Below are 24,635 nucleotides of genomic sequence, written 5' to 3'. Positions count from 1 at the left end.
ACCACTTTAGGTATTATTTAAGCTGACGAGGACAGTCCACTTATTATGGCAGCTAACGCATTTTCAAACTTAAAAACGTATTTAGACACCCAAATTATTGGCCAGCCAGCGCTCACTCAAGCACTCTTAATTGCTATATTAGCCGATGGTCATTTACTTGTTGAAGGCCCTCCGGGGCTTGCAAAAACGCGAGCGGTTAATGCTTTAGCAAAAGGTATTGAAGGCTCGTTTCAGCGTGTTCAGTTTACCCCAGACTTGTTACCAGCCGATGTAACTGGTACTGATATTTATCGTCAACAAACCAGTGAGTTTGTGTTTGAAAAAGGCCCTTTATTTCATAACCTCATATTAGCGGATGAAATAAACCGAGCACCAGCGAAAGTACAATCGGCTTTATTAGAAGCAATGGCAGAGCGCCAAGTTACTGTGGGCAAAAATACGTACCCACTTAGTGACCTATTTTTAGTGATGGCAACGCAAAACCCGCTTGAGCAAGAAGGAACCTACCCACTGCCTGAAGCGCAATTAGACCGCTTTTTATTACATTTAAGTATTAATTATCCAGGGGCTGAGCACGAACTTGATATTTTACGCCTAACCCGTGGTGAAGCACTTAATGATGAAGTTCCAGTGCTTGAGCAAATTTCGCAAGCAGAGTTGTTTGCCGCTAGAAAAGCGATTTTGGGTCTGTATTTAGCAGAGCCACTAGAGCAATACTTAGTTCAGTTGATTATTGCTACTCGAGAAGGCGCAAACTTAGATGAGCAACTTGGCCGCTGGATTGAGTACGGCGCCAGCCCACGTGCCACCATTGCTTTGGATAAATGTGCCAGAGCTCATGCGTGGTTAAGTGGTCGTGATTTTGTATCGCCTGACGATATTCAAGCTGTGGTACATAATGTATTACGCCATCGTATTATTTTAAGTTACGAAGCACAGGCCGATGGTATTACAAAAGAGCAGGTTATTAGCCGTATTGTTGAACTAGTTGCTGTACCTTAAGTTATGCAAACACACTTTGATTCTCAGGCATGGCTTAAATTAAGTCATAGCCATGGTGTTAATTTATCGCTTAAAGAGCTGATGTATTATAAAGCAAAAGCGCAACTGCTTGAGCTGGCACCTAAAGTTAGAATAAAAAATACCTTAGCGGGGCAATATCTAGCGCCGCATAAAGGCCGTGGCATGGAGTTTGCCGAAGTGCGCCATTACCAACACGGTGATGACATACGCTCTATTGATTGGCGGGTCACGGCTCGTACCGGTGAAACCCACACCAAACTTTTTCAAGAAGAAAAAGAACGCCCGGTATTTGTATTTACTGACTTTTCAAACTCCATGTTATTTGGCTCTCAATTATTATTAAAGTCGGTGCAAGCTGCACATATTAGTGCCTTGGTTGCGTGGTCTGCTTGCCAACGTGGCGATAGAATTGGCGGTGTTGTGTTTAATCAGCACTCGCATTTAGAGCTTAAACCTAGTGCCCGTGAAAAGGCCGTGTTAAAGCTGTGTCATAATTTATGCGACGCCCATCAGCAGGCACTTGAAAATATTGATAAACCTGCCAGTAATAACTTTAGTGACAACCTTAAGCGTTTAAATCACTTAGCTAAACCCGGTAGTTTGGTTTATATCGTATCCGATTTTAACGCCTTAGATGACGCCAGCTTTAAACAACTCGAATTACTTGCTCGGCACTGTGAATTGATAGGCTGCCATATTAGCGACCCCTTCGAGCATAAGTTACCTGCTTTCCAACAAGCGGTTACGGTAAGTGCTAATAATCAGCAGTTTGCCCTCCCTTTGATGGATAACAGTTTTAGAGAACGATTTGCCAAAAATGCCGAGCAAGCATTTAGCGCGCGTATTAATCGTTTAACAAAATCTGGGCTTAACCTATTATCATTCGATGCAGCCACTGCGCTGGAACTGCAATTAGTGAGAAGATAAATCATGCAAACCTCTCCACTTGATGGCCTTCACGATATTATTGCTCCCTCTCACGTTGACTGGTGGCCGTTAGCCCCTGCTTGGTGGGTAGTTATTAGCATTGCACTGTGCTTAGTGTGTGGCTTAATTATAATTATGTACAAAAACTATCAATTTAAAAAACCAAAACGTAATGCGATTAAATTAGCTAATCAACAACAATCAGCGCAGCAATTGCATATTATTTTAAAGCGTTTAGTGATCACCTATTACGATCCACGCTTAGCAGCGCAATCCACAGCTAACTGGTGTAAAACCCTAAGTCAACTTGCTGCAATTGGTTTTAATGAAGATGAAATTTCAAGCCTATATAGCACAGCACAAACACCACCGGCACTCAGTGATAAGTTTCGCCAAGCTATTAAACAATTTAAGCTAAAGGAGCCACTGCATGTTTGAATTTAGCTGGCCATGGCTGTTTTTATTACTGCCGCTTCCTTTAACGTTACTGCTATTAAAACCCGCAGCAAGTAATGCAACGACACGTTTACGCATCCCAAGTTTTGCATCGCATAATTTAAATAATCAACATGTAGAGCCCAGTGCACGTAAGTTAAACACTCTTGAATGGTTGCTATGGGCATTATTAGTAACAGCATCGGCTAACCCTACTTGGTTAGATGAGCCTATATCGCTGCCTAATGAAGGTCGCGACATTATGCTCGCTGTGGATTTATCGGGCTCAATGACAGAACAAGACATGGCTTATAATGGCCAATATGTTGACCGTTTAACTATGGTTAAAGCAGTGCTTAGCGATTTTATAGAGCAGCGTCAAGGCGACAGACTTGGGCTAATATTGTTTGGTGATACCGCGTTTTTGCAAACACCTCTCACCCGTGATGTAAAAACCGTCAGCAAAATGCTTACTGAAGCACAAATAGGTTTAGTAGGACGTGCCACGGCTATTGGTGACGCTTTAGGTTTATCGGTTAAACGCTTTGCTAGTAAAAAAGAAAGTAATCGCATTGTGGTGTTACTAACAGATGGACAAAACACCGCAGGAAACCTTGACCCCGAAGATGCCCTATTACTGGCTCGTGAAGAAGGCATAAAAGTGTACACCATCGGAGTCGGCTCTGATAACCCACGTGGTTTTAGTTTATTTAATATGGGCTCTGGAGGAAGTAATTTAGATGAGAGCTTACTGAAAAATATTGCCGAGCAAACCGGAGGTCTGTACTTTAGAGCCAAAGATGTCGCTGGGCTGCAACAAATCTATGCAGAGCTTGATAAACTCGAGCCAATTAGTGCCGATGAGCAAACCTTTCGCCCGCAAACAGCCTTGTTTTATTATCCGTTATTACTGGCCATTCTATTAATAAGTGCAATGGCATTTTTAAAAACAGTACGTGCATTGAAGGAGCCAAGCTAATGGATTTTGAATTTATTCGCCCCGCTATTTTATGGCTGCTACTCCCTGCGCTAGGGCTGTTTTTTATTGCCATGCTTAAAGAGAAAAAAGCCCAATCGGCGCCACTTATTGCGCCACATTTAGCACAATTTGTTATGAGTGAATCAAATAATCAGGCTCGTCAGCCGCTGTGGCTAGTTGCGTTATTTTGCAGTTTAGCCATTATATTTAGTGCAGGCCCAAGTTTTGAGGAAAAACAAGTCCCTGTATTTCAAAGCAAAAGTGCCCGCGTTATTGTAATGGATATGTCGTACTCTATGTATAGCACCGACATTGCTCCTAATAGATTAATGCAATCTCGCTTTAAAGCCCTCGATATGATTGAGTTATTTAAAGAAGGTGATACTGCATTAGTAGCCTACGCAGGCACTGCCTATACCATTTCTCCACTGACCAATGATGCAACCACCCTCGCCAACCTTATTCCTAGCTTAAGCCCTGAAATTATGCCTGATAAAGGCTCAAACGTGCTGGCAGGTTTAGACATGGCACAAGAGCTGCTCACTCAAGCAGGCTACCTAGATGGTGATATTATTTTGATCACCGATGGTATTGAACAACAACAGCAAAGTGATATAAGTGGTTTTACTAACAGTAGCCAGTATCGACTAAATATTTACGGTATTGGCACTGAGCAAGGTGCACCAATAAAGTTACCTGAAGGCGGATTTTTAAAAGATAGTTACGGCCAAATTGTAGTGCCCACACTCAATGGTTCTTTACTTAAAGGACTAGCAAAAAATAGTGGCGGCCAGTACGCTAATTATCAACCAAGCAATAGTGATATTGCCATTTTTTCACCGCAAGCAAACAGTGAAATACTAAAAAGTGAAAAACCCAATTTAGCCTTGTGGCGAATCGATGCTGGCATTTATGGCTTGCTTATTTTACTGCCCTTAGCTCTATACTTATTTAGACGCTCTGCGTTTATTGGTGCGGTGCTATTGCTAAGCTTTATACCTCAGCAAAATGCTCATGCAGTAGAGTTACCAACACTATTTAAAAATACCGATCAGCGTGCATTAGAAGCTTACAACAACCAAGAGTATCAACAAGCAGCGCAAGCGAAGTCCAGCGCTCTCAAAGGCGCTGCATTGTATCAGCAAGGTCAGTTTGAAAGCGCTCTGAACGAATTTAGTCAAGATAAATCAGCCACTGGTTATTACAATTACGGTAATACACTGGCTAAAGCCGGACAATTAGATGCTGCTATAAACGCTTACAAACAAGCGCAATCACTACAGTCTGATTTTACCCAAGCAGCCGATAACCAAGCGTTAGTTGAGCAGTTACTTAAGCAACAGCAAGACCAGGAAAACCAACAAGGAAATGATTCGCAAAATCAAGATGAGCAAAGTCAAGATGGTGCAGATAAATCAAAACAAGATCAGCAAAAAAATGGCGATAAAAATAACGCAGATAAAAGCGAAGATGACAGCCAAAACAGTGAAGAGCAGCAATCGAGTGAACCCTCGGAGCAATCAAAAGATCAACAAAGCCAATCTGGCGAGCAGTCAGATGAGCAAAATCAGCCTGACATGCAAGCTCAATCACAAAACCAGCAAGACGAGAACAAAGACGACGATAGTAAGCCTCAGCAAGACGAGCAACAGAGTCAACCCAATCAAATGAATGAGCAACCGCCATCTGATGAGCAAAAGCAGCAAGCACAACAACAAGCTATGCAGGCACAGGCGGCTGAACTTACTAATGAAGAAAAAGAGAAAGCACAGCAACTAAATCAGTTACTAAGAAAAGTGCCCGACGATCCCGCTATTTTATTAAGAAACAAAATGCAATTAGAAGCCCAAAAAAGACAATATCAACGCCGTCCAACAGGAGTAGAAAAATCATGGTAATGCGATTATTTTGCTGTTTATTGCTATTAACTGCCATGCCATTAATGGCCGCCACTTCATTAGAGGCAAGCGTTGATAAAAACCCGGTACTGGCGGGTGAGTTTTTTATGCTCAATATTAGCGTTGATGATTCAATCAAAGGGCAACAACCCGATACTTCAGCGCTGTTAAAGGATTTCGTAGTCGGCCCTATGAGCTTAAGTAGCCGCACCAACATTATTAACGGCAGCATTAAAAAACAAACATCGTGGTCTGTTAAGTTAATGACTCGCAAAGCTGGCGAATACACAATTCCTTCTTTTAGTGTTGCAGGGCTCAGCTCTCAACCGATAAACTTGTCGGTTAAAGAGCGAAGCAGCGATGCGGGCAAAAATGATGATATATTTTTAAAAAGCTCGCTTACAAATAACAGCTTATTTGTGCAAGAGGCTGGCGTTTACACCATTAAACTTTACTTAGCTAAAGAGCTACTTGATGGCAGCTTAAGCACACCAAGCATGGAAGATGCTCAACTCACCCAGCTAGGTAAGCAAAGTGAAGATTATGAACTGGTTAACGGTAAACGTTATTTAGTGATCACTCGTAATTATTTAATTCAGCCGCAAAAAAGTGGTGCATACATCATTGAAGCACCTGTTTTTCAAGGGCGTGTTCAACAAAACTATCGCCAACTAGAGGTGTCGGCACTTGGCGATGAACAACAGATCGAAATCAAACCCATCCCTGAGAATTATCAAGGTGATTGGTTACCCAGTGAATTAGTAAGTCTAACCGAGCAATGGCAACCAGACGATAATACCGTTGAAGCCGGCACGCCAATAACACGCACTATTATGCTTACCGCCTTAGGGGTGACTAAAGAGCAACTACCCGAAATTGATATGCCTACTATTGATGGTATTCGCAGCTACCCGGATGAAAAAGAAACTAATAATGCAGTGCGCGATGGTCGAGTGGTATCACAGCAAAGCGCCTCATTTGCGCTACTTCCACAAACCCCAGGCACCTATACATTGCCTGAAATTACCCTGCCTTGGTATAACACCAAAATGAACCGAATTAGTTACGCAACTTTACCAGAGCGCACAATTACGGTAACACCAAGCACCACAGCACCAGCAAACTCGCTGAGCCCTCCCGTTGAAAGTAATTTAAACAACACGGATGCAGAGCCAACGCAGCAAGCGCTCAGCGTGCAACGCCATACTAGTACGCCTCTATGGCTTATTATTGTAGCCGTATTAGGTTACGTATTATGGATTGTGACCCTGGTTCTTTACTTTATAAAACGCTCAGCTAAAGAAGCGCAACAAACGGCGCAAGCAAATCATAGAGGCAATCAGCAAGCAGAATTAAAAACACTGCAAATACTTGCTAAAAGCCGTGATAATAAAGCATTTTACGATGCACTTAATCTATACGCGCTAACTCGAACAGATAAAAAGGTAGGAGCTCTCACCCATTTATGCGCTATGATAAACAACTCGCAGTTCACTGCGCAGGTAAATAATTTACAAGCACAGTTGTACGGTAACCAATCGGCCAGCACTGATTTAGAAGCGATTGTTAGTTTATTAAAAAAACATCAATCGCACACAGCTAAGTCATCATCTGCGTTAAAAGAGCTATATTCTTAATAAGAATCTTAGTTACTTTTTTGGCCTATAATAATTTTAATTAAAAAGTACTTATGTTTGGAAATAAAAAATCGAATGATCGGGTCTTAATAAATATGGCTGAAAAACAACAACGCTACGAAGCCTTGGTTCATGTTTATCACAAGGAACTCTATCGCTTTGCTTACTGGTTATGTAACGACCCGACTATTGCGGATGACTTAGTGCAAGAAACCTTTTTACGTGCATGGCGCTCGCTTGATTCGTTACTCGACCAAAAAGCAGCTAAGCCATGGTTGCTGACCATTTTAAGGCGTGAGAATGCCAGACGCTTTGAGCGCAAGCAATTTGATTACAGTGATGTAGATAACGACACACTAGTGGATCAAACCAGCCATAGCTTAGATACAGCAATGGAACAAACCGTTATCCAGCGACAAATTTCTTTATTGGCTGATGAATACAAAGAGCCGCTGTTGCTACAGGTGGTAATGGGCTGCACCGGAGATGAAATTGCAGACATTCTTAACTTAAATAAAAATACGGTCATGACACGTTTATTTCGAGCAAAAAATCAACTTAAAGAGGCATTAAGCCGTGATGATGAACAACTTAAAGGAGCATCAAAATAATGGATGAACTTGAGTTTCGTCGCCGCACAATTGCGCAGCCAAATGAGCTGGACAAAGAGCTACAGGAATTTGCAAACAGCAGTGCCGACAGACAACAATTTTTGAATGAAAGCAAAGCATTCGATAAACAACTCGACAATGCGCTTGAAATCCCTGTGCCTGACAATCTTGCTGAACGAATTATTTTAAATACCTCGTTAAAAGAAAAAGCCAGAACAGATGAACTTGAGCAAAAGGATAACGTGGTTAGTGCACGCTCATGGTTTAAGTTTGACCGAGTACATTTGGCCTTAGCGGCTTCATTTGTGATTGCAGTCAGTGCGTTTATGTTTAGCGAAGAGCAAAGCATTAATCAAACGGCTGGTGAGCATGCACTAGCTCATGTTTACCATGAAATTTATGCATTAAATAAGACTCAACCAATTAGCATACAAGCTGTTAATGAAAAGCTGGCTTTACTTGGCGGTCAAATTAGTGATTTGCCTGGTAAAGTCACTTACGTTACCTTTTGCGATTTTCAAGGTGAGAGAGGCTTACATTTAGTGTTTGAGTCTGACTTTGGGCCTATGACCGTGTTTATTGTGCCAAGCGATAACCAAATTTTTGAAATTGGCTCTGATGATTTTAATGACTCTCGCTATGCTGGCCATATAAATCGTGGCAAACAGGCCGATACCGTGCTAATTGCAAGCCTTGGCTCACCAGTTGATATGTATAATGAACGTATTTCAGGTGCTATTCGCTGGCTTTAAGCCATTATAGAAACAATAAAAAACCGCAACGAGTGTGCGGTTTTTTTATTATTTAAAAGCCAAAGCTTCTTACTGATTACTTACAAACATCAGCAACTGCGTTAGCAAAGTAGTTGATATTTGCTTGGCTAATACCTGCTACGTTAACACGGCTAGAACCGACAATGTAAATACCGTATTCTTTTTGTAGGCGCTCGATTTGCTCTTTATTAATACCTAAGAAAGAGAACATACCGTGTTGGCGGTCAATAAACGAGAAGTCCTGAGCAATATCTTTTGCTGCCAGGCTGTCTTTAATTAAACTACGTAAACCATTAATACGGTTACGCATTTCATCAAGTTCACTGTGCCATAGCTGCGTTAATTCTGTGCTGCTTAAAATAGTGTTTACAATGTCTGCACCGTGCGCTGGCGGCATAGAATAAATGCTACGTACCACACTTAATAACACCGAGTTTGAAATATCAGCTGTTGCACTGTCTTTTGCAATGATTGAACAGGCACCAATACGCTCACGGTATAAGCCGAAGTTTTTAGAACATGATGAACAAATGATCAACTCTTCAACCGCATTGGCTAAAATACGTAAACCATTCGCATCTTCTTCTAAAGAAGAGCCAAAACCTTGATATGCAATATCAATTAATGGCGTAAAACCCACATCTTTTGCAAGTTCAGCAATAGTATTCCATTGTGTTTCGTTTAAATCCATACCACTTGGGTTGTGACAACATGCATGTAATAACACCACATCGCCCTTAGGCACCTGTGTTAGTGTTTCAACCATTTCATCAAACAATAAATCTTTGTTTTCGTAATCGTAGTATGGGTATTCTTTTACCGTTAAGCCTGCAGCTTCAAATAAGCTAATGTGGTTTGCCCACGTTGGATTGGTTACCCATACAGTTGCATCTGGATTACAACGTACAATGAATTCTGCAGCAACACGAAGTGCACCAGTACCGCCAGGAGCTTGTGCTGTGCGTACGCGGTTAGCTAATAATGCAGGGTGTTCACCTAGTAGAAGATTTTCCATTTGTTGACAGTAATCTAAATTACCAGCAAGACCAATGTAAGATTTGCTCATTTCATTTTCTAAACGAAATGCTTCTGCTTTTTTTACTGACTTTAATACTGGGGTATTCCCCTGCTCGTCTTTATATACACCAACCCCTAAGTCAATCTTATTTGGGTTAGTATCTTGCTTGTAGGCCGCCATAAGGCCAAGAATAGGGTCTGTTGGTAATGGTTTTAATACTGAGAACATTGGCTATCTCTTCGTTATTTAGGGGTTAGCTGTTGCGATAAGCTTAACATAAAAACTCACTAGATTGACTAGTGTTATTTACACTAAAAAGTGAGGAATTTTAATGCAGCACGCAATTAATAACGCGAGCGTCGCTTTATCAAAAAAATCAGTGCTGAAGGCTTCACCATCAACAATACCTATACACTGATGTTGTGCATTAAATAGCGGTAAACAGGCTTCTGCTTTTACTTTCGGATCACAGGTGTAATATTCACCGCCTGCCGCTAAATACTGCTCAACATTATTAATAACGCGCCCTTTACCACTAAGCGCTACTTGAACGTTATTGCTGGCAGTCGCAAATTCAGCAGTAAGCGGAAATAAAGGACGACTCGGCGCACCAAAATAAGCCAGCTTTAATAACTGCTCCCCTTCATTGGTGTGGGTATTCTGATAAATGCCGTACCAATCAAGCTTTGTGTTTTCAATGACGTAGTCAACAATCAATTGAAGTTGCGCTAATTTTTCAGTTGTTTGCGTACTTTGGCTGACATAATCGCTTAGTTTAAACGGCTCATCCTGTAGGTAACCAAATAAACTACATGCCCCACCTTCACCTAGCTCAGGAATTTGATATTCCCAACGCACGGCTGGTGCAGCATTTTTATTTAGGTATTGCTCAAGCTTTTCTAGCTCAGCGTGAATTAACTGTGGCTCAACATTAAGTTGAGCATACTCTAAGTAAGAATTAACCATTTGGACGTCCATACATCTATAATGCCGAAATAGTAGCATGGATGTTTTTATAGTGCTAGCCAATTTAAAGTGCTTTTTTAAAATCTTTAAACACTTTTATTCATAGATATAATTGCGGTATTTAAACTGGTTGCTTTATCTTTGGGGGCATTAAAAGGTGTTCAGCTTAGGTGCAAAAATTACGCCTTTGCTTCACAAATTTGTTATTATTTGCCGCATTATTATATTCAATCTTAAGTAGGTTAATTATGAGTGATAGTCACTTAGTGTATTCAACAGCAACAGGGCGAATTGATCAGCCAAAGCCAGAAAAAGAACTGGATGTAAAACTATTTAAAGACGGGTCAATTCGCATAGAACGTCAAACCAAAGGCCGAAAAGGTAAAGGTGTAATGCTGGTTGTTGGTCTTGATCCACAACAGCATGATTTGAAAAAGTTAGCAAAAACAATAAAAAGTAAGATGGGCCAAGGGGGCGCAGTAAAAGAAGGTGTTATTGAAGTACAAGGTGATGATCGCGACAAATTAAAAGCGATTTTAGAAGGATTAAAATTTAAAGTAAAAATTGCGGGTGGTTAACCCGCAATTCTTGCTTATTTAATAATTTTTAGCGCTGCTAATTGATCAAATAATGCGGGAATATCATCCTCAGCCACTGGCTTACTAAAATAATAGCCTTGAACAATAAAACAATTATTGTTTTGTAAAAACTCAACTTGCTCGATTGTTTCGACCCCTTCGGCAACTACATCAAGCTTCAGCTTTTGTGCCATAGCAATAATGGCCGCAGTGATCTCCATGTCGTTATCATCCTCAGGTATATCTTTGACAAACGAGCGATCAATTTTAAGAATATCGACAGGGAAACGCTTAAGGTAACTAAGTGAAGAATAACCCGTACCAAAATCATCAATAGAAATTGAGATACCCAACTTTTTAAGTTGATGTAACTGCTCAATAGCCGCTTCAACATTCCCCATCAGCATGCTTTCGGTTAATTCAAGATGCAGACTTTTAGCATTAATCTGCGTCTCTATAATTATTTTTTTCAGCATAGGCACTAAGCTTGCGTCTTTAAACTGTCTTGCTGACAGATTGATCGACATATTACTTGCTCTACCTTGTTGTTCTAGTCGCTTCGTAAACTCACACGCTTGTTGTAGCACCCATTTACCGAGCTCCACAATTAAACCCGTTGCCTCAGCTATCGGAATAAACTTAGTCGGAGGAATAAACCCTTGCGTAGGATGGAACCAACGAAGTAATGCTTCATACCCCACCACGCTATTATCGCGACAATCAACTTGTGGCTGGTAATGTAACGTGAGTTGCTTTTCTTTAATCGCATGACGCAACTCATTTTCTAGGAATAATCGTTCATTAGCTGCTGCATTTAAATCTTGGCTATAAAAATGGAAGGTATTACGCCCTTTGGCTTTTGCTTCATACATAGCTAAATCGGCATGCTTTAATAACTGATCTTCTTCTAGGCTATCAAAAGGCGCTAAGGTAATACCAATACTTGCACTAACAATCACTTCATTGCTGCCAAGTTTTATCGGCTGATTTAAGGTTTTTTGTATAGTGTCAGCGACTTCAGATGCTTCTTTTTGATGTTCAATACCACTAAGTAGAACAGCAAATTCATCCCCCCCTAAACGGGCTATGGTATCTTCCGCTCGTAAGCGCTGTTTTAAGCGTGTTGCCACTTCAACCAATAGCTGATCGCCCGCATCATGGCCTAAGGTATCGTTAATACGCTTAAACTCATCCAGATCAAAATAAAATAAAGCAAACGAGTAACGCCCTCTTTCAGCAAGCGCCATCGACTTTCTAAGTTGCATTCTAAAGAATGTACGATTAGCCAGCCCAGTTAGTGTGTCAAAATAAGCGAGCTGTTCCATTTTTCGCTGACTTTCTTTCACAAACGAAATATCTTGTGCTGATGCCACGTAACTAGTGATTTTACCACCATCTTCTCGAATAGGTGACACACTGAGCGATACCCATATTGGCGGCTTATTTAGCGCTTCTATAAGCGTATCTCCTCGCCAGTAATTACGATTACGCAAATCAATGTCAATATCCTCTACCAACATGGTCATCTCATTGGCAATAATTGTCAGTAATGGCTGGCGTAAGAAATCATTCTCGACAAAATCAGTCATCTCCAACATTTTTGGATTAACGTATTCAATGACAAAATTTTCATCGGTGATCACCACGCCCGTACCCGAGAACGCAACCGCTTTAGATAAGCGGTTTGCTGCTTTCTCCGCGATTTCTTTCTCTATTATACGCTGATTTAAGCCATCAATGAGTTTACGTATTTCAATGGTCATGTCTTTGAATGAGCCATTAAGCGTGCCAATTTCATCTTTGTTTTCTTTTGGAAACTCAATTTCTAGATGACCTTTACCGAAGTTAGTAACTGCATAAACCAACGAATGTAAGCGTCTTAATACCAATTGGTAAAGTGCTTGGTGTAATAGTAAAGCAACTAAAATGGCATACAGAATAAATAAACCAAAAAACTTAAGTTTTAAATCTTTCAATGCCGATAACGTTGAGGAACGTTTTTGATATACACCCACATACCAGTTTACGCCTTCCACTTTGTGAATATTGATAATATAGTCTTCATCATTTAGTGAAAATGAATCGGCATATTCTGGTAACTGTATTTGTCCAGCGCTATCAATTACGCGCTTTAGTTCTGGGGAAATAAAGTCTTCTGGTAGCAGCTTTTTACCTGTCTCACCGTATTTTGTATAACTATCAGAACCTAAGTTTGGGTGCGCTAATAATTGCCCTTGCTCATCAAATACTACAAGGTGTTTTTCTTTTCCGCCTACGGGTAATTGCGATATTAAGGAGTCGAGTGACATATCGCTGCCTGTAACGCCTAAAAACTCATCATCGTTATAAATAGGGACAATTAAACTCACAACCCATTTGTTCCATACGTTATCGTAGTAAACCCTAGACCACTGCGGATCACGTTGTGGATTGGTTAACGACTTAGCGTAATTAAAGCTTTCACTTTGATTAAACGTATAATCTCCGGGAACATTAAGTGCCCAGTTTGGTGGTGCAACACGAATAAAGTTATCTTCAGTTATAAGGTAAAAATTATAGAAATCTTGAATTAACGTAGGTGAAATAACTTTCCAAAGCGATTCAGAATCAGCAATTAGCTGTTTATAAAAGGGAGAGTATGCAGCTTGGGGAATAAACGCGGCTGATAGTCCATCCGCTGATGCACTGCGCACTGAGCCATCATTGGTGAGCTGCATTGTCTGTGTAGTATTATTTTTAAAAGACAGTTGGCCCTCAAATAGCTGCTCGCTAACAACAATATTAGCTTGCTCTGCTATTTTAACTTTGGTCGCTATCAAGTTGTTAAACTGGTTTATTAATAATTCATTTGATTGCTTTAATACCTCATGCTCTTCAAAAACAAGCTGTTTTTCTTCTGACTTGAGCATTAATGCAGCCGCGCAAATACCTGCCACTAAACAGATGCCAGAGATCAACAATGATAACTTTACACTGAGTGAGTTTATGCCAAATCGAGATGGAGGGCGTCGATACACAAAAAGCCAACCTTATTTATAATTATTATTTTCGTAAGTAATAGAAATATACCAGAACTTAAATCAGAATTATAAATTATTTATAAACTTTTAAAAAACAACGCCTTTTGTACATATATTAGGTAAAAAATCCACATCAGGTAAGTGCTTGTTGACATTGGGAGTGACACTTCATACATTAAGGGTATGAATATAAATTACTCACACACTTTTTTTTCTTTTTTTAGCTTCTTTATATAGAAGAGGCTTCCCTGTTTGTGAGATAAAATCAATCGAATAGTAAAGCCTCCCAACTGGGAGGCTTTTTTATTTTCACTGCAAAATCAGTGATATTTTTGGAATGAGGAAAACCAAATGAGCAACGATGTACTTGATACTCTCAGGCACGATATAAATGAAATCGACTCCGATTTACTTGTTTTACTAGCAAAGCGACGCCGCATTAGTCATGGCGTAGTTGAATATAAAATTGCAAATAATAAACCCATTCGTGATGAGGCCCGTGAACTGGCTTTGCTCGAAAAACTTATTGGCTATGGCAAATCCTTAGGGCTTGACGCTTACTACGTTAACAACGTGTTTCAAACGATATTAGAAGACTCCGTATTGCATCAACAAGCCATGCTTCAAAAGAATTTAAACCCTGACGCACTCAGTGAAACCCATCGCGTAACGTATTTAGGCGGTCAAGGCTCTTATAGTCAGCTTGCATGTCATAAATATTTTAGCCGTCGCCAGGGTAAATTAGTTGAAATTGGTTGCACCTCATTTGAAGAAATCACCGGTAAAGTAGAAAAAGGTCAAGCCGACTTTGGCTTACTGCCAATTGAAAATACCAGTTCGGGTAGTATTAATGAAGTATTTGATTTACTGCAGCATGCACAAGTCTCTATTGTCGGTGAAGTTACTCATAGCGTTGAGCATTGCTTATTAGCAGCCCCAGGAACTGAGTTAAGCCAATTAACTAAGGTATTTGCACACCCACAACCCTTTGCCCAGTGTAGTCGTTTTTTACAGGGTCTTGGTGAACTTCAACATGAAACCTGTGATTCGACCTCAAGTGCATTAAAGTCAGCTCTTGACACACCAAACAGTGCAGCTATCGGCTCAGCGCAAGCTGGTAAAAATGTAGGCCTTGAAGTGATCAAGGCGAATCTTGCCAATCAAAAAGAAAATCATAGCCGCTTCATTGTTGTTGCACGAAAACCACTGCAAGTATCAACTCAAATACCTACTAAAACCAGTTTAATTATGTCAACCAAACAACAAGCCGGATCGCTTGCCGATGCGTTAATGATTTTTAAACAGCATAATATTAATTTAGTGAAACTAGAGTCTCGGCCCACTCCTGGCAATCCGTGGGAAGAAGTGTTTTATGTAGACTTGGAGGCTAACTTAATCGATAACCAAGTGAAGCATGCATTAGAAGAGCTTAAACAGCACACTCAATATGTTCGTGTACTTGGTTGTTATCAAAGTGAGTCTTTACAAGCTGTTAGTGTTGAAAACTAATCGAATATTAAAAGGGCCTAGCGGCCCTTTTCTTTTCACGGAGCTATTCTTTTTAATCGAGTACTTTCGCATCATTCGCTTTATTTAATAAACTACGGCTTTGGGTTAAAAAATGCGCCGTTGAATCTGAGAAGTAAGACTTTGCATCTGCAAAAGCATCAATTAATGCGGGCTTATCTCCTGCTTTTAGCTTTTCAAGCGTCTCTGAAAACAGCGACTGATACTGCGCTAATAAGCTTTCGACATTGTCAAATTGCGCTAACATAATATCGGTGTATAGCTCTGGCGATTGCGCAAATAAACGGCCAACCATCATTAGCTCTAATTGATAAATAGGTGATGAGCAACTTCTTAACTCGGCAAGTGTATGCCCCTGTTTTGCTAAAAACTGACCGTACACAAAGGTGGTTAAATGGCGCATAACCTGAATAATTTGCATTGCTTCATCATGCTTTTTAGCATCTAGCTCAACTAACTGACAACCCCATATTTGTAGCTGCTTTAATAACCCTTGCGCCACCTCATGACTGCGCCCTTCGCATACCACCACAGTTTGTTTCACCCAATGAGAAATATCAGGGCCAAACATGGGATGTAAGCCAACAACAGGCCCGCTATGTACTTTTTTAAGTACCGTTAATGGGGCTTGTTTAACTGATGTAATATCAACCAGCAAACAATCATCATCAAGTTTCGGTAGTGCATTAACAACTGTTTCAAGGGCATTTATTGGTACACTGATCATCACCAGTTTTGCACCTTTTAGAATATCGACTGCCTGCGATTGCTGCGCTTTATCTAAAATTTTGACTTCGTATCCCGAGCGCTGAAATTGTTTTGCAAATAACTGCCCCATGGCCCCTTCACCGCCAACAATAACAATTGGCGATAATCGTGGATCGGCACAGGCTAATTTGGCTTGTTGATTTTGATAAGCTTCACGCATCATGCGTCTGAGAATGTCTTCAACTAAATCAGGATTCACACCTTGATTAATAGCCTCTTGGCGTCGCGCAGCTAATAAATTGGCTTCTCTATCGGGTGCATGTAATGGCGCGCCAGTTTGTTGTTTTATTGCGCCTATTTGTTGAGTAATGCCATTGCGTTTTGCAAGTAAGGCAACCAGTTGCGCATCGCATTCATCTATGTCTGTTCTTAGCTGCGCTAAATCACTTATCTCTGCCACGTTCTCATTCCATCCCAAAAAAGCAAAATCGTAAATTAATAATTACAAAAAAGTAAACTAATCAATACGATAAATACTAACAGGATACGTTGGGGGTTAAAAGGCAAATTATGGAAAAGATCGCCACCTGTCTATCAACTAAGACCAAGGTGGAGTGGAGTGGAGTGGGGTAAGGCAGTAAGTAACCTGAACACGAGATAATAAATCTATCTCAAGCAGCTATTTCAGCGCTAACTACATTGAATTGAGTTGCAATAGGCTAGCTTGAGTTAAGTAGGGGAATATTAAAAGTGGCTAAAAGCCACTTTTAACAAATAATCAGCACGCGATTAAAAGGACTAGTATTCTAATGCCATAGCCGCAAGCGACATAACACTGTCGAATGATTCTGCACCAGCGATAAATAAGCCATTGTGACAAAACATAGCATCATCGATACCGGTTACCGCTTGAAATTCTTCATCTGATAATCCTGCCCATGGTGAAGGTAATGACTTTCTGTCTTCAAAAGAGCCTAATTCTGCAGGCACCGTTTGCACTATCCACTTGCCAGAATGAGATGGGTAGACAACAAATAATGCCTCATCAGATAAACTATGTACGGTTTTTTTCCACGGAGTATAGCGCTCTAACACGATTAATCGAGGATCATCAGCTTGTTTTATTGCTTGAGCAACAATCTTTTTAGCATTTAAACCACCTCGGGCAGAAGCTACAAAACGAATCAGTAAAGTGTGTGCAAATTCAACCGCTTGATCAAAAGCAGTATCAAAATCACTTTCCTCTTCCCATGTTGGGTTAAACATAGAAATTGTTTGGCTTAAGCTAATGCCTGTAGCAACCCCTTCAACATGACCACAATCAATGGCATCAATAGTTGATACAAGCCCTGCATCCACCGCATTCGCCACATCTTGGTTATCATCACATATTGCTAAGCCATATTTTCTCCACACCAAGCCAAATGACGAAAAAGGAATACCATTTTCACGAGCGCCAGCACCGCCACGTTGATGATGATCAAATCGGTCAGTTTGTGGGTCATATTGACCGCCAACATCAATAACCACATCGGCGTCATTAATAATCGCATTATCGCGTGTGCGGATCAGGGTAAAAGAAGGGAAAATAATTTTAAGCGCAGCGATACTAAAAACATCATCTGCGTGAAAATTGCCGTTGTGTGTAACTATCGTTTTATCATTCATTTTTGTACATCATTTTTTGCAAGAAGTAAGAAGATATTGTGATTTGAAGATGTGTATTGGTTTTTAAATATAGCGCTAAAAAATCGCAATAGCATTAAAACCAAAACGGGTTGCAACCCAAAGGTTGCAACCCGTTTTTTTGCGTTGATAAACAGCGCGTATTAGTTAAGTTTTTCTCTAATACGTGCAGATTTACCAGAACGCTCACGTAGATAGTAAAGCTTAGCACGACGAACTGCACCGCGACGCTTAACTGTTACGCTATCGATAAGAGGGCTATGCGTTTGGAATACACGCTCAACACCTTCACCGTTCGAGATTTTACGAACTGTGAATGCTGAGTGAAGACCACGATTACGCTTAGCGATTACAACACCTTCAAAGGCCTGTAGACGCTCTTTAGCACCTTCTTTTACTTTTACCTGTACAACCACTGTATCACCAGGGCCAAATGCAGGTACGTCTGTTTTAAGCTGCTCTTCTTCAAGCGCTTTAATAATATTTTGGTTTACTTTTGCCATTATGTTTCTCACTTTCCTAGGTGTAACTGTCTTCTAGCCACAAGCTTTTTGGTACTCTTGCTGAAATTCTGCGAGTAATACCGCTTGCTCCTCAGTCAGAGCTAGGTTATGCAACAAGTCAGGACGTCGTAACCAAGTTCTACCTAATGACTGCTTAAGCCGCCATTTTGCTATCGCTTGGTGATTACCACTGAGTAATACAGCAGGAACCTGTTTGTCGTCCAATGTTTCTGGTCGTGTATAGTGAGGACAATCTAGCAAGCCATCCGAAAATGAGTCTTGCTCTGCTGATTGATTGTGTCCTAACACGCCTGGCACTAATCGCGCTACTGCATCAATTAGTGTCATGGCTGGTAGTTCACCACCACTCAAAATAAAATCACCAATTGACCATTCTTCGTCAACGTATGACTCTATTATTCTCTCATCTACACCTTCATATCGACCGGCAATCAAAATCAGTTTTTCAGAGTTAGCTAATTCGCTAGCTCCTTGCTGATCAAGTTTGCGCCCTTGTGGGGACATATAAATTACTTTAGCACCATCGCCTGCCGCTTTTTTAGCATCAAGGATGGCTTTTTCTAATGGTTTAACCATCATTAACATACCGGGTCCGCCCCCGTAAGGACGATCATCTACGGTTCTATGCTTGTCTAAAGCGTAGTCTCGTGGGTTCCAGCAGTTAAAATCGATTAATCCATTTTTTACTGCGCGACCAGTAACCCCTTGTTGGGTAATTGCGTCAAACATGTCCGGGAAAAGGCTTATCACCCCAACCCATAATGAACTAGTTTGAGTCATTAAAACCCAGGATCCCAGTCTACGGTAATTTCTTTCACGTCGTATTTAACCTCTTTTATAACTGAGTCAGTTAAAAAAGGAATTAAACGCTCCGATTGACCAAATGCATCTTTACTGTTTGCTTTAACAACCAGTACGTCATTTGAGCCTGTCTCCATCAAGTCATCAACAATGCCAAGATTATAACCTTTATCAGTCATAACCGACATGCCAATGAGATCTCGCCAATAAAACTCACCTTGCGGGAGTTCTGGTAATTGCGTTGCATCCATTGAGATTTCTGCATGGGTATAAGCCATTGCTTCGTCTCTGTCGTTTACTTGCGCAAATTTAGCGATAAAGCCTTTGTTGTGGCGACGCCAGTCGACCACTTCTAAGGACTGCCATTTACCTTGTTGCCCTATCAACCACGGGCTGAAATCGAAGATCCCTGCGGGATCATCAGTAAATGAATGTACCTTAAGCCAGCCCTTTATACCATAAGGGGCGCCGAGCTTTCCTACGACAATTATTGATGAGGTGTTCTCTTGACTCATGGTTACACTTACGCCTATTAAGCCGCTTTACGAGCGTCTTTAACTAATTTAGCTACACGATCTGAAAGACCTGCGCCCTGACCTACCCAGTGATCTACACGAGATAAATCTAAGCGAAGTTTTTCTTCCTGACCCGAAGCGATTGGGTTAAAGAAACCAACTTTCTCGATGAAGCGACCGTCACGCGAGAAACGGCTATCCGCAACCACAATTTGATAGAAAGGGCGTTTTTTAGCGCCACCACGTTGCAAACGAATAGTTACCATACCGTCCTCTAAATAGATTGACTGTTTTCATTAATAAGATTTACTCCCCAGTATGGGGAGCCGGTGAATTGTACGAGTTTTTAGCAACAATGCAAGTAAGAAGTGATGCAAAAAGGCAGTTTAGTAGATTAAACCGTGATCCAAGAAGAAAAAGTATGTGAACAAGCTATTCTGTGCATAGTTTATTCAACAATAAAGAGGCACTTTGCCTCTTTATTGATTACTTTTTGTCTCATATTGGAGATGTTAAAGCTTAAATTCTTAAAATTTCGGGCCACCGCCACCCATCATTCCCGGTGGTAACATCCCTTTCATGCCACGCATCATTTTTTGCATGCCACCTTTACCTTTCATTTTTTTCATCATTTTTTGCATTTGGGTAAACTGCTTAAGCAGCTTATTGATCTCTTGTACTTGAGTACCCGACCCAGCTGCAATGCGCTTTTTACGCGAACCTTTAATGATTTCAGGGCGTGCACGCTCTTTTTTCGTCATAGAGCTAATAATCGCTTCCATTTGAATAAAGGTTTTATCACCCATTTGGCCTTTTACTGCATCTGGGATGTTTTGCATGCCTGGCAGTTTATCAAGCATCGACATCATGCCGCCCATATTTTTCATTTGCTTTAATTGATCAGCAAAATCATCCAGTGTAAAACCATCACCTTTAAATACTTTTTTCGCTACTTTTTCTGCCTGCTCTTTATCTACTTTCATCTCGACTTCTTCGATTAATGAAAGTACATCACCCATGCCTAAAATACGTGAGGCGATACGATCAGGGTGGAAAGGTTCAAGTGCATCAGTACGCTCACCAACACCCATAAACTTAATAGGTTTCCCGGTAATATGACGAATAGATAACGCAGCACCACCACGGGCATCACCGTCTGTTTTAGTTAAAATCACACCGGTAAGCGGTAGAGCTTCATCAAATGCTTTTGCAGTGTTTGCAGCATCTTGACCTGTCATTGCATCAACAACGAATAAAGTCTCGATTGGGTTAATTGCACCATGAAGCGCTTTGATTTCATCCATCATGTCATTATCAACATGCAAGCGACCTGCAGTATCGACTAATACCACATCAATAAATTTCTTTTTCGCGTGAGAAATAGCAGCTTGTGCTATATCAACTGGCTTTTGTGAAATGTCACTTGGGAAAAACTCTACATCTACTTCTGTCGCTAATGTTTCTAACTGCTTAATTGCCGCAGGACGGTAAACATCGGCACTCACTACCAGCACAGATTTTTTCTTGCGCTCTTTTAAAAACTTAGCCAGTTTACCCACACTGGTTGTTTTACCAGCACCTTGAAGACCCGCCATCATCACAACAGCCGGAGGTTGCGCGTTAAGGCTTAGCTCTTCATTAGCTTCACCCATGGCCTTTTCAAGTTCTTCACGCACAATTTTTATAAATACTTGGCCAGGACTTAAGCTTTTAGTAACTTCAATACCCACTGCGCGTTCTTTTACTTGTTTTACAAACTCGCGAACAACAGGCAACGCCACATCGGCTTCTAAAAATGCCATTCGCACTTCACGAAGTGTATCTTTAATGTTGTCTTCAGTTAGGCGGCCACGGCCACTAATATTTTTTAGGGTTTTACCTAATCGTTCTTGGAGGTTCTCAAACATGTAACGGTTCCGAAAAGACGTTGAAATCAACTCTATTAATAAGGTCGATGTTATTAAAATTCAATTAGAAATAGTATACCGTAAATGGTGGCATACAATACAGTGCTGAAATGCTGCTTATTGAGTTTCTTTTTACAGGGTCTATGCATTTGCTTTGCTATAAAATACAATGGCCACATAACGAACACGAATTATTTGACTTCAATTAAGTGGCCAAAGCAAAATGCTGATTATTAGTTTAACTATTATTGCCAGTTTATTTTATGTGTTAGCAACGTCTCACGTGCTTTCGCGGTTGTTTCATCATCAGGGCCCGAGCCAAAAAGTTACTATTATACTCAGTACGGTCGCTATTTTGGCGCACATGCTGCTTTTAGTAAATTCGGTATTTAGAGCTGATGGACAAGATTTAAGCATTGTTAATGTGGCATTGCTGACTTGCTGGATTATCGTGCTGTGTGTTACTACCGTTTCTTTGAAGTTTCCCGCGACCTTGCTACTACCTGTAGTTTATGGTTTTGCTGCGCTATTAACAATTTCTAGCTTATTTATCCCTCATCATGTTCTATTACAAAGTATTAATGTAGAGCTGGCGCTAGTTGCGCATATATCACTGTCATTATTAGCCTACTGCATTTTAATTATTGCAACTTTGTATGGCGTACAGTTTTACTTTATTGATAAACGCTTAAAACGAAAAGACCTAGCGATAGTTCACAGTCACTTACCGCCGCTAATGGTAGTAGAGCGCCAACTTTACCAGTTATTAAACTTAGGCACCGTATTATTAAGTGTGGCGCTTATTACCGGATTTGTATTTCTAGATGGCATGTTTGCCAAAGAGTTTATTCACAAAACAATCCTATCCTTAGTTGCTTGGGCCATTTTCACTACAATTGCGGTTGGCCATGTAAAACGTGGTTGGCGAGGAAAAGTAGTGGTAGTTAGTATAATGATTGCCGCTTTTACACTCACACTCGCTTATTTTGGTAGCCGTTTTATACAAGAAGTGGTCCTGAATAAGTTTTAACTTGACTCTGAAAGCTCACTCTAGCTTAATACGCATTGGTTTATAAAAAAAGGATCCATCGTTGGACGACATATCGACAAGTACCCTGTTTATCATATTAGGTTTATTGGTGCTTTTTTCTGCTTACTTCTCCGGGTCAGAAACCGGAATCATGTCAATCAACCGTATTCGTTTGCGACACCTCGCTAAAGAGAACCATCGTGCTGCGAAACGCGTTAGTAAATTACTGAGTCGACCAGATAGGTTGATAGGTCTGATACTCATTGGTAATAACCTGGTTAATATTGCGGCAGCTCAGGTAGCTACCATTATTGGTATACGCTTGTATGGCGATTTAGGTATTGCGATAGCGACAGGTGCATTAACACTTGTTGTACTAATTTTCGCTGAAGTAACGCCAAAAACACTGGCTGCCCTCTATCCTGAGCGAGTCGCTTTTCCCAGCTCTGTGATACTCAAAGGTTTGTTAAAAATACTCTTCCCGTTTGTGGTTGTTGTTAACTGGATGACCAACGGCATATTACGCTTATTTGGTATTAGTGCTGCACAAATAGATGAGCACAGCATGAGTAAAGAAGAATTAAAAACCGTGCTTAATGAATCAGGGGCTTTGATCCCGGCGCGCCACCAGAGTATGCTGACCTCAATTTTAGATTTAGAACAGGTTACCGTTGAAGATATTATGATACCCCGCAATGAAATTGTGGCGATTGATATCAACGATGACTGGAAAATAATTAGTAAACAGCTGACTCATGCTCAACATACTCGCGTACTCTTATATCGCGACAATATAGATGATGCAGTGGGATTTATTCACTCTCGTGATGCATTGCGTCTTCTTACTAAAGAGCAATTCGATAAACCTTCGCTACTGCGCGCTGTACGTGAAATTTACTTTATTCCTGAGGGAACGTCGCTTAACACCCAACTACTGAAGTTCCAATTATCAAAAGAACGAATTGGTATTGTTGTTGATGAATATGGCGATATCCAAGGCTTAGTTACTCTAGAAGATATTCTTGAAGAGGTTGTGGGCGATTTCACCACTACTCAAACTCGTACACCGAGTGAAGAAGTAACCACACAAAATGATGGCTCTTATATTGTTGATGGTGGTGCTAACGTACGCGACTTAAATAAAGAAATGGGTTGGGAATTCCCATTAGATGGCCCTAAAACGCTAAGTGGCCTCATTGTTGAGTACTTAGAAGACATCCCTGATGCTAACTTAAGCATTCGTATTGCAGGTTATCCGGTTGAGGTACTTGAAGTGAAAGAAAACATGATTAAACAAGTTAAAATTCAGCCCAATAAACGTAAAAAATAAACCAACAAAAAAGGAGCCAAATGGCTCCTTTTTTATTAATCTGGGTTTAGATTAGTTAAAAGAATAAACGCTCTAACCAACCTTTGTCTAAATCATCCTCACAGCGTCTTAGCTGTGCTCCATAACGGCTTGCACGATGTTTTACTTTATTGGCAACGCTCATTAACCACTTTTTCTTACGATAAGTGCCTCGCTTATAACCGCCCCACCCTTCGTGATAATTTAAATACTGTGCGTAAGCATCCCATTTAGAAACGCCATTAACTTTGTGAGTTTTATAAACAAACCACGCCATAAAATCGATCGCATCTTCAAATTCATCTCTATCAGCACCACTATTACCTGTTTCACGAATATAATCAGACCAAGTTGGAGTTTTAGCTTGAGAATAACCATAGGCATCACTTGCGCGGCCGGTTGGAATTATCCATAAAAAGTATTCCATGGGTGGCGCGGCATCATGACGAAAAGAACTTTCTTGGTACATCATACTCATTAATACGTGTTTGGGAGAGCCCCACTTATCTTGCGCGTCTTTAGCATCAAAATACCAGTCAGATTTCTCTTCAAAGATTTTACAAATATCTTCGGGTTGCTTAGGTGGCGCAGTGGCACACCCCGCTAAAGTAAGCATTAGAGATAAAGTAATAATATTTTTTTTCATTTTTTAAGATCTCACTGAACTTTTTAAAAAAGCGTGGGTCTGAATCTATGAATGCAGCAGTACAGCATTGTTTCATCC

23 protein-coding genes and 1 other annotated feature are annotated in these 24,635 nt (G+C 40.6%); of the genes, 12 read left to right on the top strand and 11 right to left on the bottom strand.

Annotation, left to right across the window (positions count from 1 at the left end; translation table 11 throughout):
• The first annotated feature begins 45 nt into the window (after positions 1–45).
• Genes FLM47_RS05100 through FLM47_RS05065 form a run of 8 tightly spaced genes read left to right on the top strand, consistent with a single transcriptional unit; the run spans position 46 to position 8,262 of the window.
• A complete protein-coding gene (locus FLM47_RS05100) occupies positions 46–1,002 on the top strand; it encodes a MoxR family ATPase (RefSeq protein ID WP_178955554.1) in 957 nt (318 codons plus the stop codon).
• 3 nt (positions 1,003–1,005) lie between these two features.
• The gene (locus FLM47_RS05095) at positions 1,006–1,950 is read left to right on the top strand and encodes a DUF58 domain-containing protein (RefSeq protein ID WP_054202133.1); all 945 of its coding nucleotides are present in this window, start codon (positions 1,006–1,008) and stop codon (positions 1,948–1,950) included.
• Between the two features lie 3 nt (positions 1,951–1,953).
• Positions 1,954–2,388 carry a DUF4381 domain-containing protein gene (locus FLM47_RS05090; RefSeq protein WP_010391338.1) on the top strand — a complete coding sequence of 145 codons (435 nt, stop codon included), beginning with the start codon at positions 1,954–1,956 and terminating at the stop codon, positions 2,386–2,388.
• Positions 2,381–3,364, top strand: coding sequence for a VWA domain-containing protein (locus FLM47_RS05085; protein WP_055011727.1), 984 nt, complete (start codon positions 2,381–2,383; stop codon positions 3,362–3,364). The genes FLM47_RS05090 and FLM47_RS05085 overlap by 8 nt, the downstream gene beginning before the upstream one ends.
• Entirely contained in the window at positions 3,364–5,262 is a 1,899-nt protein-coding gene (locus tag FLM47_RS05080) for a VWA domain-containing protein (protein WP_178955552.1), read from the top strand. Before FLM47_RS05085 ends, FLM47_RS05080 begins: the two co-directional genes overlap by 1 nt.
• Positions 5,256–6,899 carry a BatD family protein gene (locus FLM47_RS05075; RefSeq protein ID WP_178955550.1) on the top strand — a complete coding sequence of 548 codons (1,644 nt, stop codon included), beginning with the start codon at positions 5,256–5,258 and terminating at the stop codon, positions 6,897–6,899. The genes FLM47_RS05080 and FLM47_RS05075 overlap by 7 nt, the downstream gene beginning before the upstream one ends.
• Before the next feature lie 53 nt (positions 6,900–6,952).
• Positions 6,953–7,510, top strand: a complete 558-nt coding sequence (locus FLM47_RS05070) for a sigma-70 family RNA polymerase sigma factor (RefSeq protein WP_036933611.1) — start codon at positions 6,953–6,955, stop codon at positions 7,508–7,510.
• The gene (locus FLM47_RS05065) at positions 7,510–8,262 is read left to right on the top strand and encodes a DUF3379 family protein (RefSeq protein WP_138606273.1); all 753 of its coding nucleotides are present in this window, start codon (positions 7,510–7,512) and stop codon (positions 8,260–8,262) included. Before FLM47_RS05070 ends, FLM47_RS05065 begins: the two co-directional genes overlap by 1 nt.
• A gap of 76 nt (positions 8,263–8,338) precedes the next feature.
• On the opposite strand, the gene FLM47_RS05060 is transcribed toward FLM47_RS05065, so the two are convergent.
• Entirely contained in the window at positions 8,339–9,529 is a 1,191-nt protein-coding gene (locus FLM47_RS05060; RefSeq protein ID WP_138606275.1) for an amino acid aminotransferase, read from the bottom strand.
• 78 nt (positions 9,530–9,607) lie between these two features.
• Complete coding sequence (locus FLM47_RS05055; protein ID WP_138606277.1) at positions 9,608–10,267, bottom strand: GAF domain-containing protein; 660 nt, start codon at positions 10,265–10,267, stop codon at positions 9,608–9,610.
• A 248-nt stretch (positions 10,268–10,515) separates the two neighbouring features.
• Between FLM47_RS05055 and FLM47_RS05050 the strand changes: the two genes are divergently transcribed.
• On the top strand, positions 10,516–10,845 hold the full coding sequence (locus FLM47_RS05050; protein WP_008114484.1) for a translation initiation factor: 330 nt from the start codon (positions 10,516–10,518) through the stop codon (positions 10,843–10,845).
• Positions 10,846–10,859: 14 nt separating this feature from the next.
• Here the strand turns inward: FLM47_RS05050 and FLM47_RS05045 are convergent, their stop codons facing one another.
• On the bottom strand, positions 10,860–13,862 hold the full coding sequence (locus tag FLM47_RS05045; RefSeq protein WP_178955548.1) for an EAL domain-containing protein: 3,003 nt from the start codon (positions 13,860–13,862) through the stop codon (positions 10,860–10,862).
• 195 nt (positions 13,863–14,057) lie between these two features.
• Positions 14,058–14,173 (top strand) — a sequence feature (Phe leader region).
• Positions 14,174–14,216: 43 nt separating this feature from the next.
• Here FLM47_RS05045 and FLM47_RS05040 point away from each other — a divergent pair.
• Positions 14,217–15,374 (top strand): chorismate mutase, encoded by a 1,158-nt coding sequence (locus FLM47_RS05040; protein WP_178955546.1) that lies wholly within the window; start codon positions 14,217–14,219, stop codon positions 15,372–15,374.
• A gap of 52 nt (positions 15,375–15,426) precedes the next feature.
• On the opposite strand, the gene tyrA is transcribed toward FLM47_RS05040, so the two are convergent.
• From tyrA to ffh, 7 genes are all read right to left on the bottom strand, one after another.
• On the bottom strand, positions 15,427–16,560 hold the full coding sequence (gene tyrA / locus FLM47_RS05035) for a bifunctional chorismate mutase/prephenate dehydrogenase (RefSeq protein WP_178955544.1): 1,134 nt from the start codon (positions 16,558–16,560) through the stop codon (positions 15,427–15,429).
• Positions 16,561–16,898: 338 nt separating this feature from the next.
• The gene (locus FLM47_RS05030) at positions 16,899–17,768 is read right to left on the bottom strand and encodes an MYG1 family protein (RefSeq protein WP_178955542.1); all 870 of its coding nucleotides are present in this window, start codon (positions 17,766–17,768) and stop codon (positions 16,899–16,901) included.
• A gap of 161 nt (positions 17,769–17,929) precedes the next feature.
• Entirely contained in the window at positions 17,930–18,289 is a 360-nt protein-coding gene (rplS, locus tag FLM47_RS05025; protein ID WP_008132530.1) for a 50S ribosomal protein L19, read from the bottom strand.
• Positions 18,290–18,322: 33 nt separating this feature from the next.
• On the bottom strand, positions 18,323–19,090 hold the full coding sequence (gene trmD / locus FLM47_RS05020) for a tRNA (guanosine(37)-N1)-methyltransferase TrmD (RefSeq protein ID WP_058551019.1): 768 nt from the start codon (positions 19,088–19,090) through the stop codon (positions 18,323–18,325).
• Positions 19,090–19,626: a ribosome maturation factor RimM gene (gene rimM, locus FLM47_RS05015; RefSeq protein ID WP_058403461.1), complete on the bottom strand. Its 537-nt coding sequence runs from the start codon at positions 19,624–19,626 to the stop codon at positions 19,090–19,092. The genes trmD and rimM overlap by 1 nt, the downstream gene beginning before the upstream one ends.
• A 17-nt stretch (positions 19,627–19,643) precedes the next feature.
• Positions 19,644–19,892: a 30S ribosomal protein S16 gene (rpsP, locus tag FLM47_RS05010; protein ID WP_006792801.1), complete on the bottom strand. Its 249-nt coding sequence runs from the start codon at positions 19,890–19,892 to the stop codon at positions 19,644–19,646.
• A gap of 261 nt (positions 19,893–20,153) precedes the next feature.
• Complete coding sequence (ffh, locus tag FLM47_RS05005; RefSeq protein WP_010391303.1) at positions 20,154–21,533, bottom strand: signal recognition particle protein; 1,380 nt, start codon at positions 21,531–21,533, stop codon at positions 20,154–20,156.
• A 223-nt stretch (positions 21,534–21,756) separates the two neighbouring features.
• On the opposite strand from ffh, the gene FLM47_RS05000 reads away from it, so the two are divergent.
• Positions 21,757–22,563, top strand: a complete 807-nt coding sequence (locus tag FLM47_RS05000) for an inner membrane protein YpjD (RefSeq protein ID WP_138606286.1) — start codon at positions 21,757–21,759, stop codon at positions 22,561–22,563.
• A 61-nt stretch (positions 22,564–22,624) separates the two neighbouring features.
• On the top strand, positions 22,625–23,893 hold the full coding sequence (locus tag FLM47_RS04995; RefSeq protein ID WP_013464491.1) for an HlyC/CorC family transporter: 1,269 nt from the start codon (positions 22,625–22,627) through the stop codon (positions 23,891–23,893).
• Between the two features lie 55 nt (positions 23,894–23,948).
• Here the strand turns inward: FLM47_RS04995 and FLM47_RS04990 are convergent, their stop codons facing one another.
• Complete coding sequence (locus tag FLM47_RS04990; RefSeq protein WP_131690740.1) at positions 23,949–24,557, bottom strand: hypothetical protein; 609 nt, start codon at positions 24,555–24,557, stop codon at positions 23,949–23,951.
• Positions 24,558–24,635: the final 78 nt, after the last annotated feature.

Origin of the sequence: Pseudoalteromonas sp. Scap06 (genome assembly GCF_013394165.1) — a bacterium.
Classification (GTDB): Bacteria; Pseudomonadota; Gammaproteobacteria; order Enterobacterales; family Alteromonadaceae; genus Pseudoalteromonas.
The sequence above is the reverse complement of the archived record's forward strand: the minus strand, read 5'-3'. Positions and strand labels throughout refer to the sequence as shown.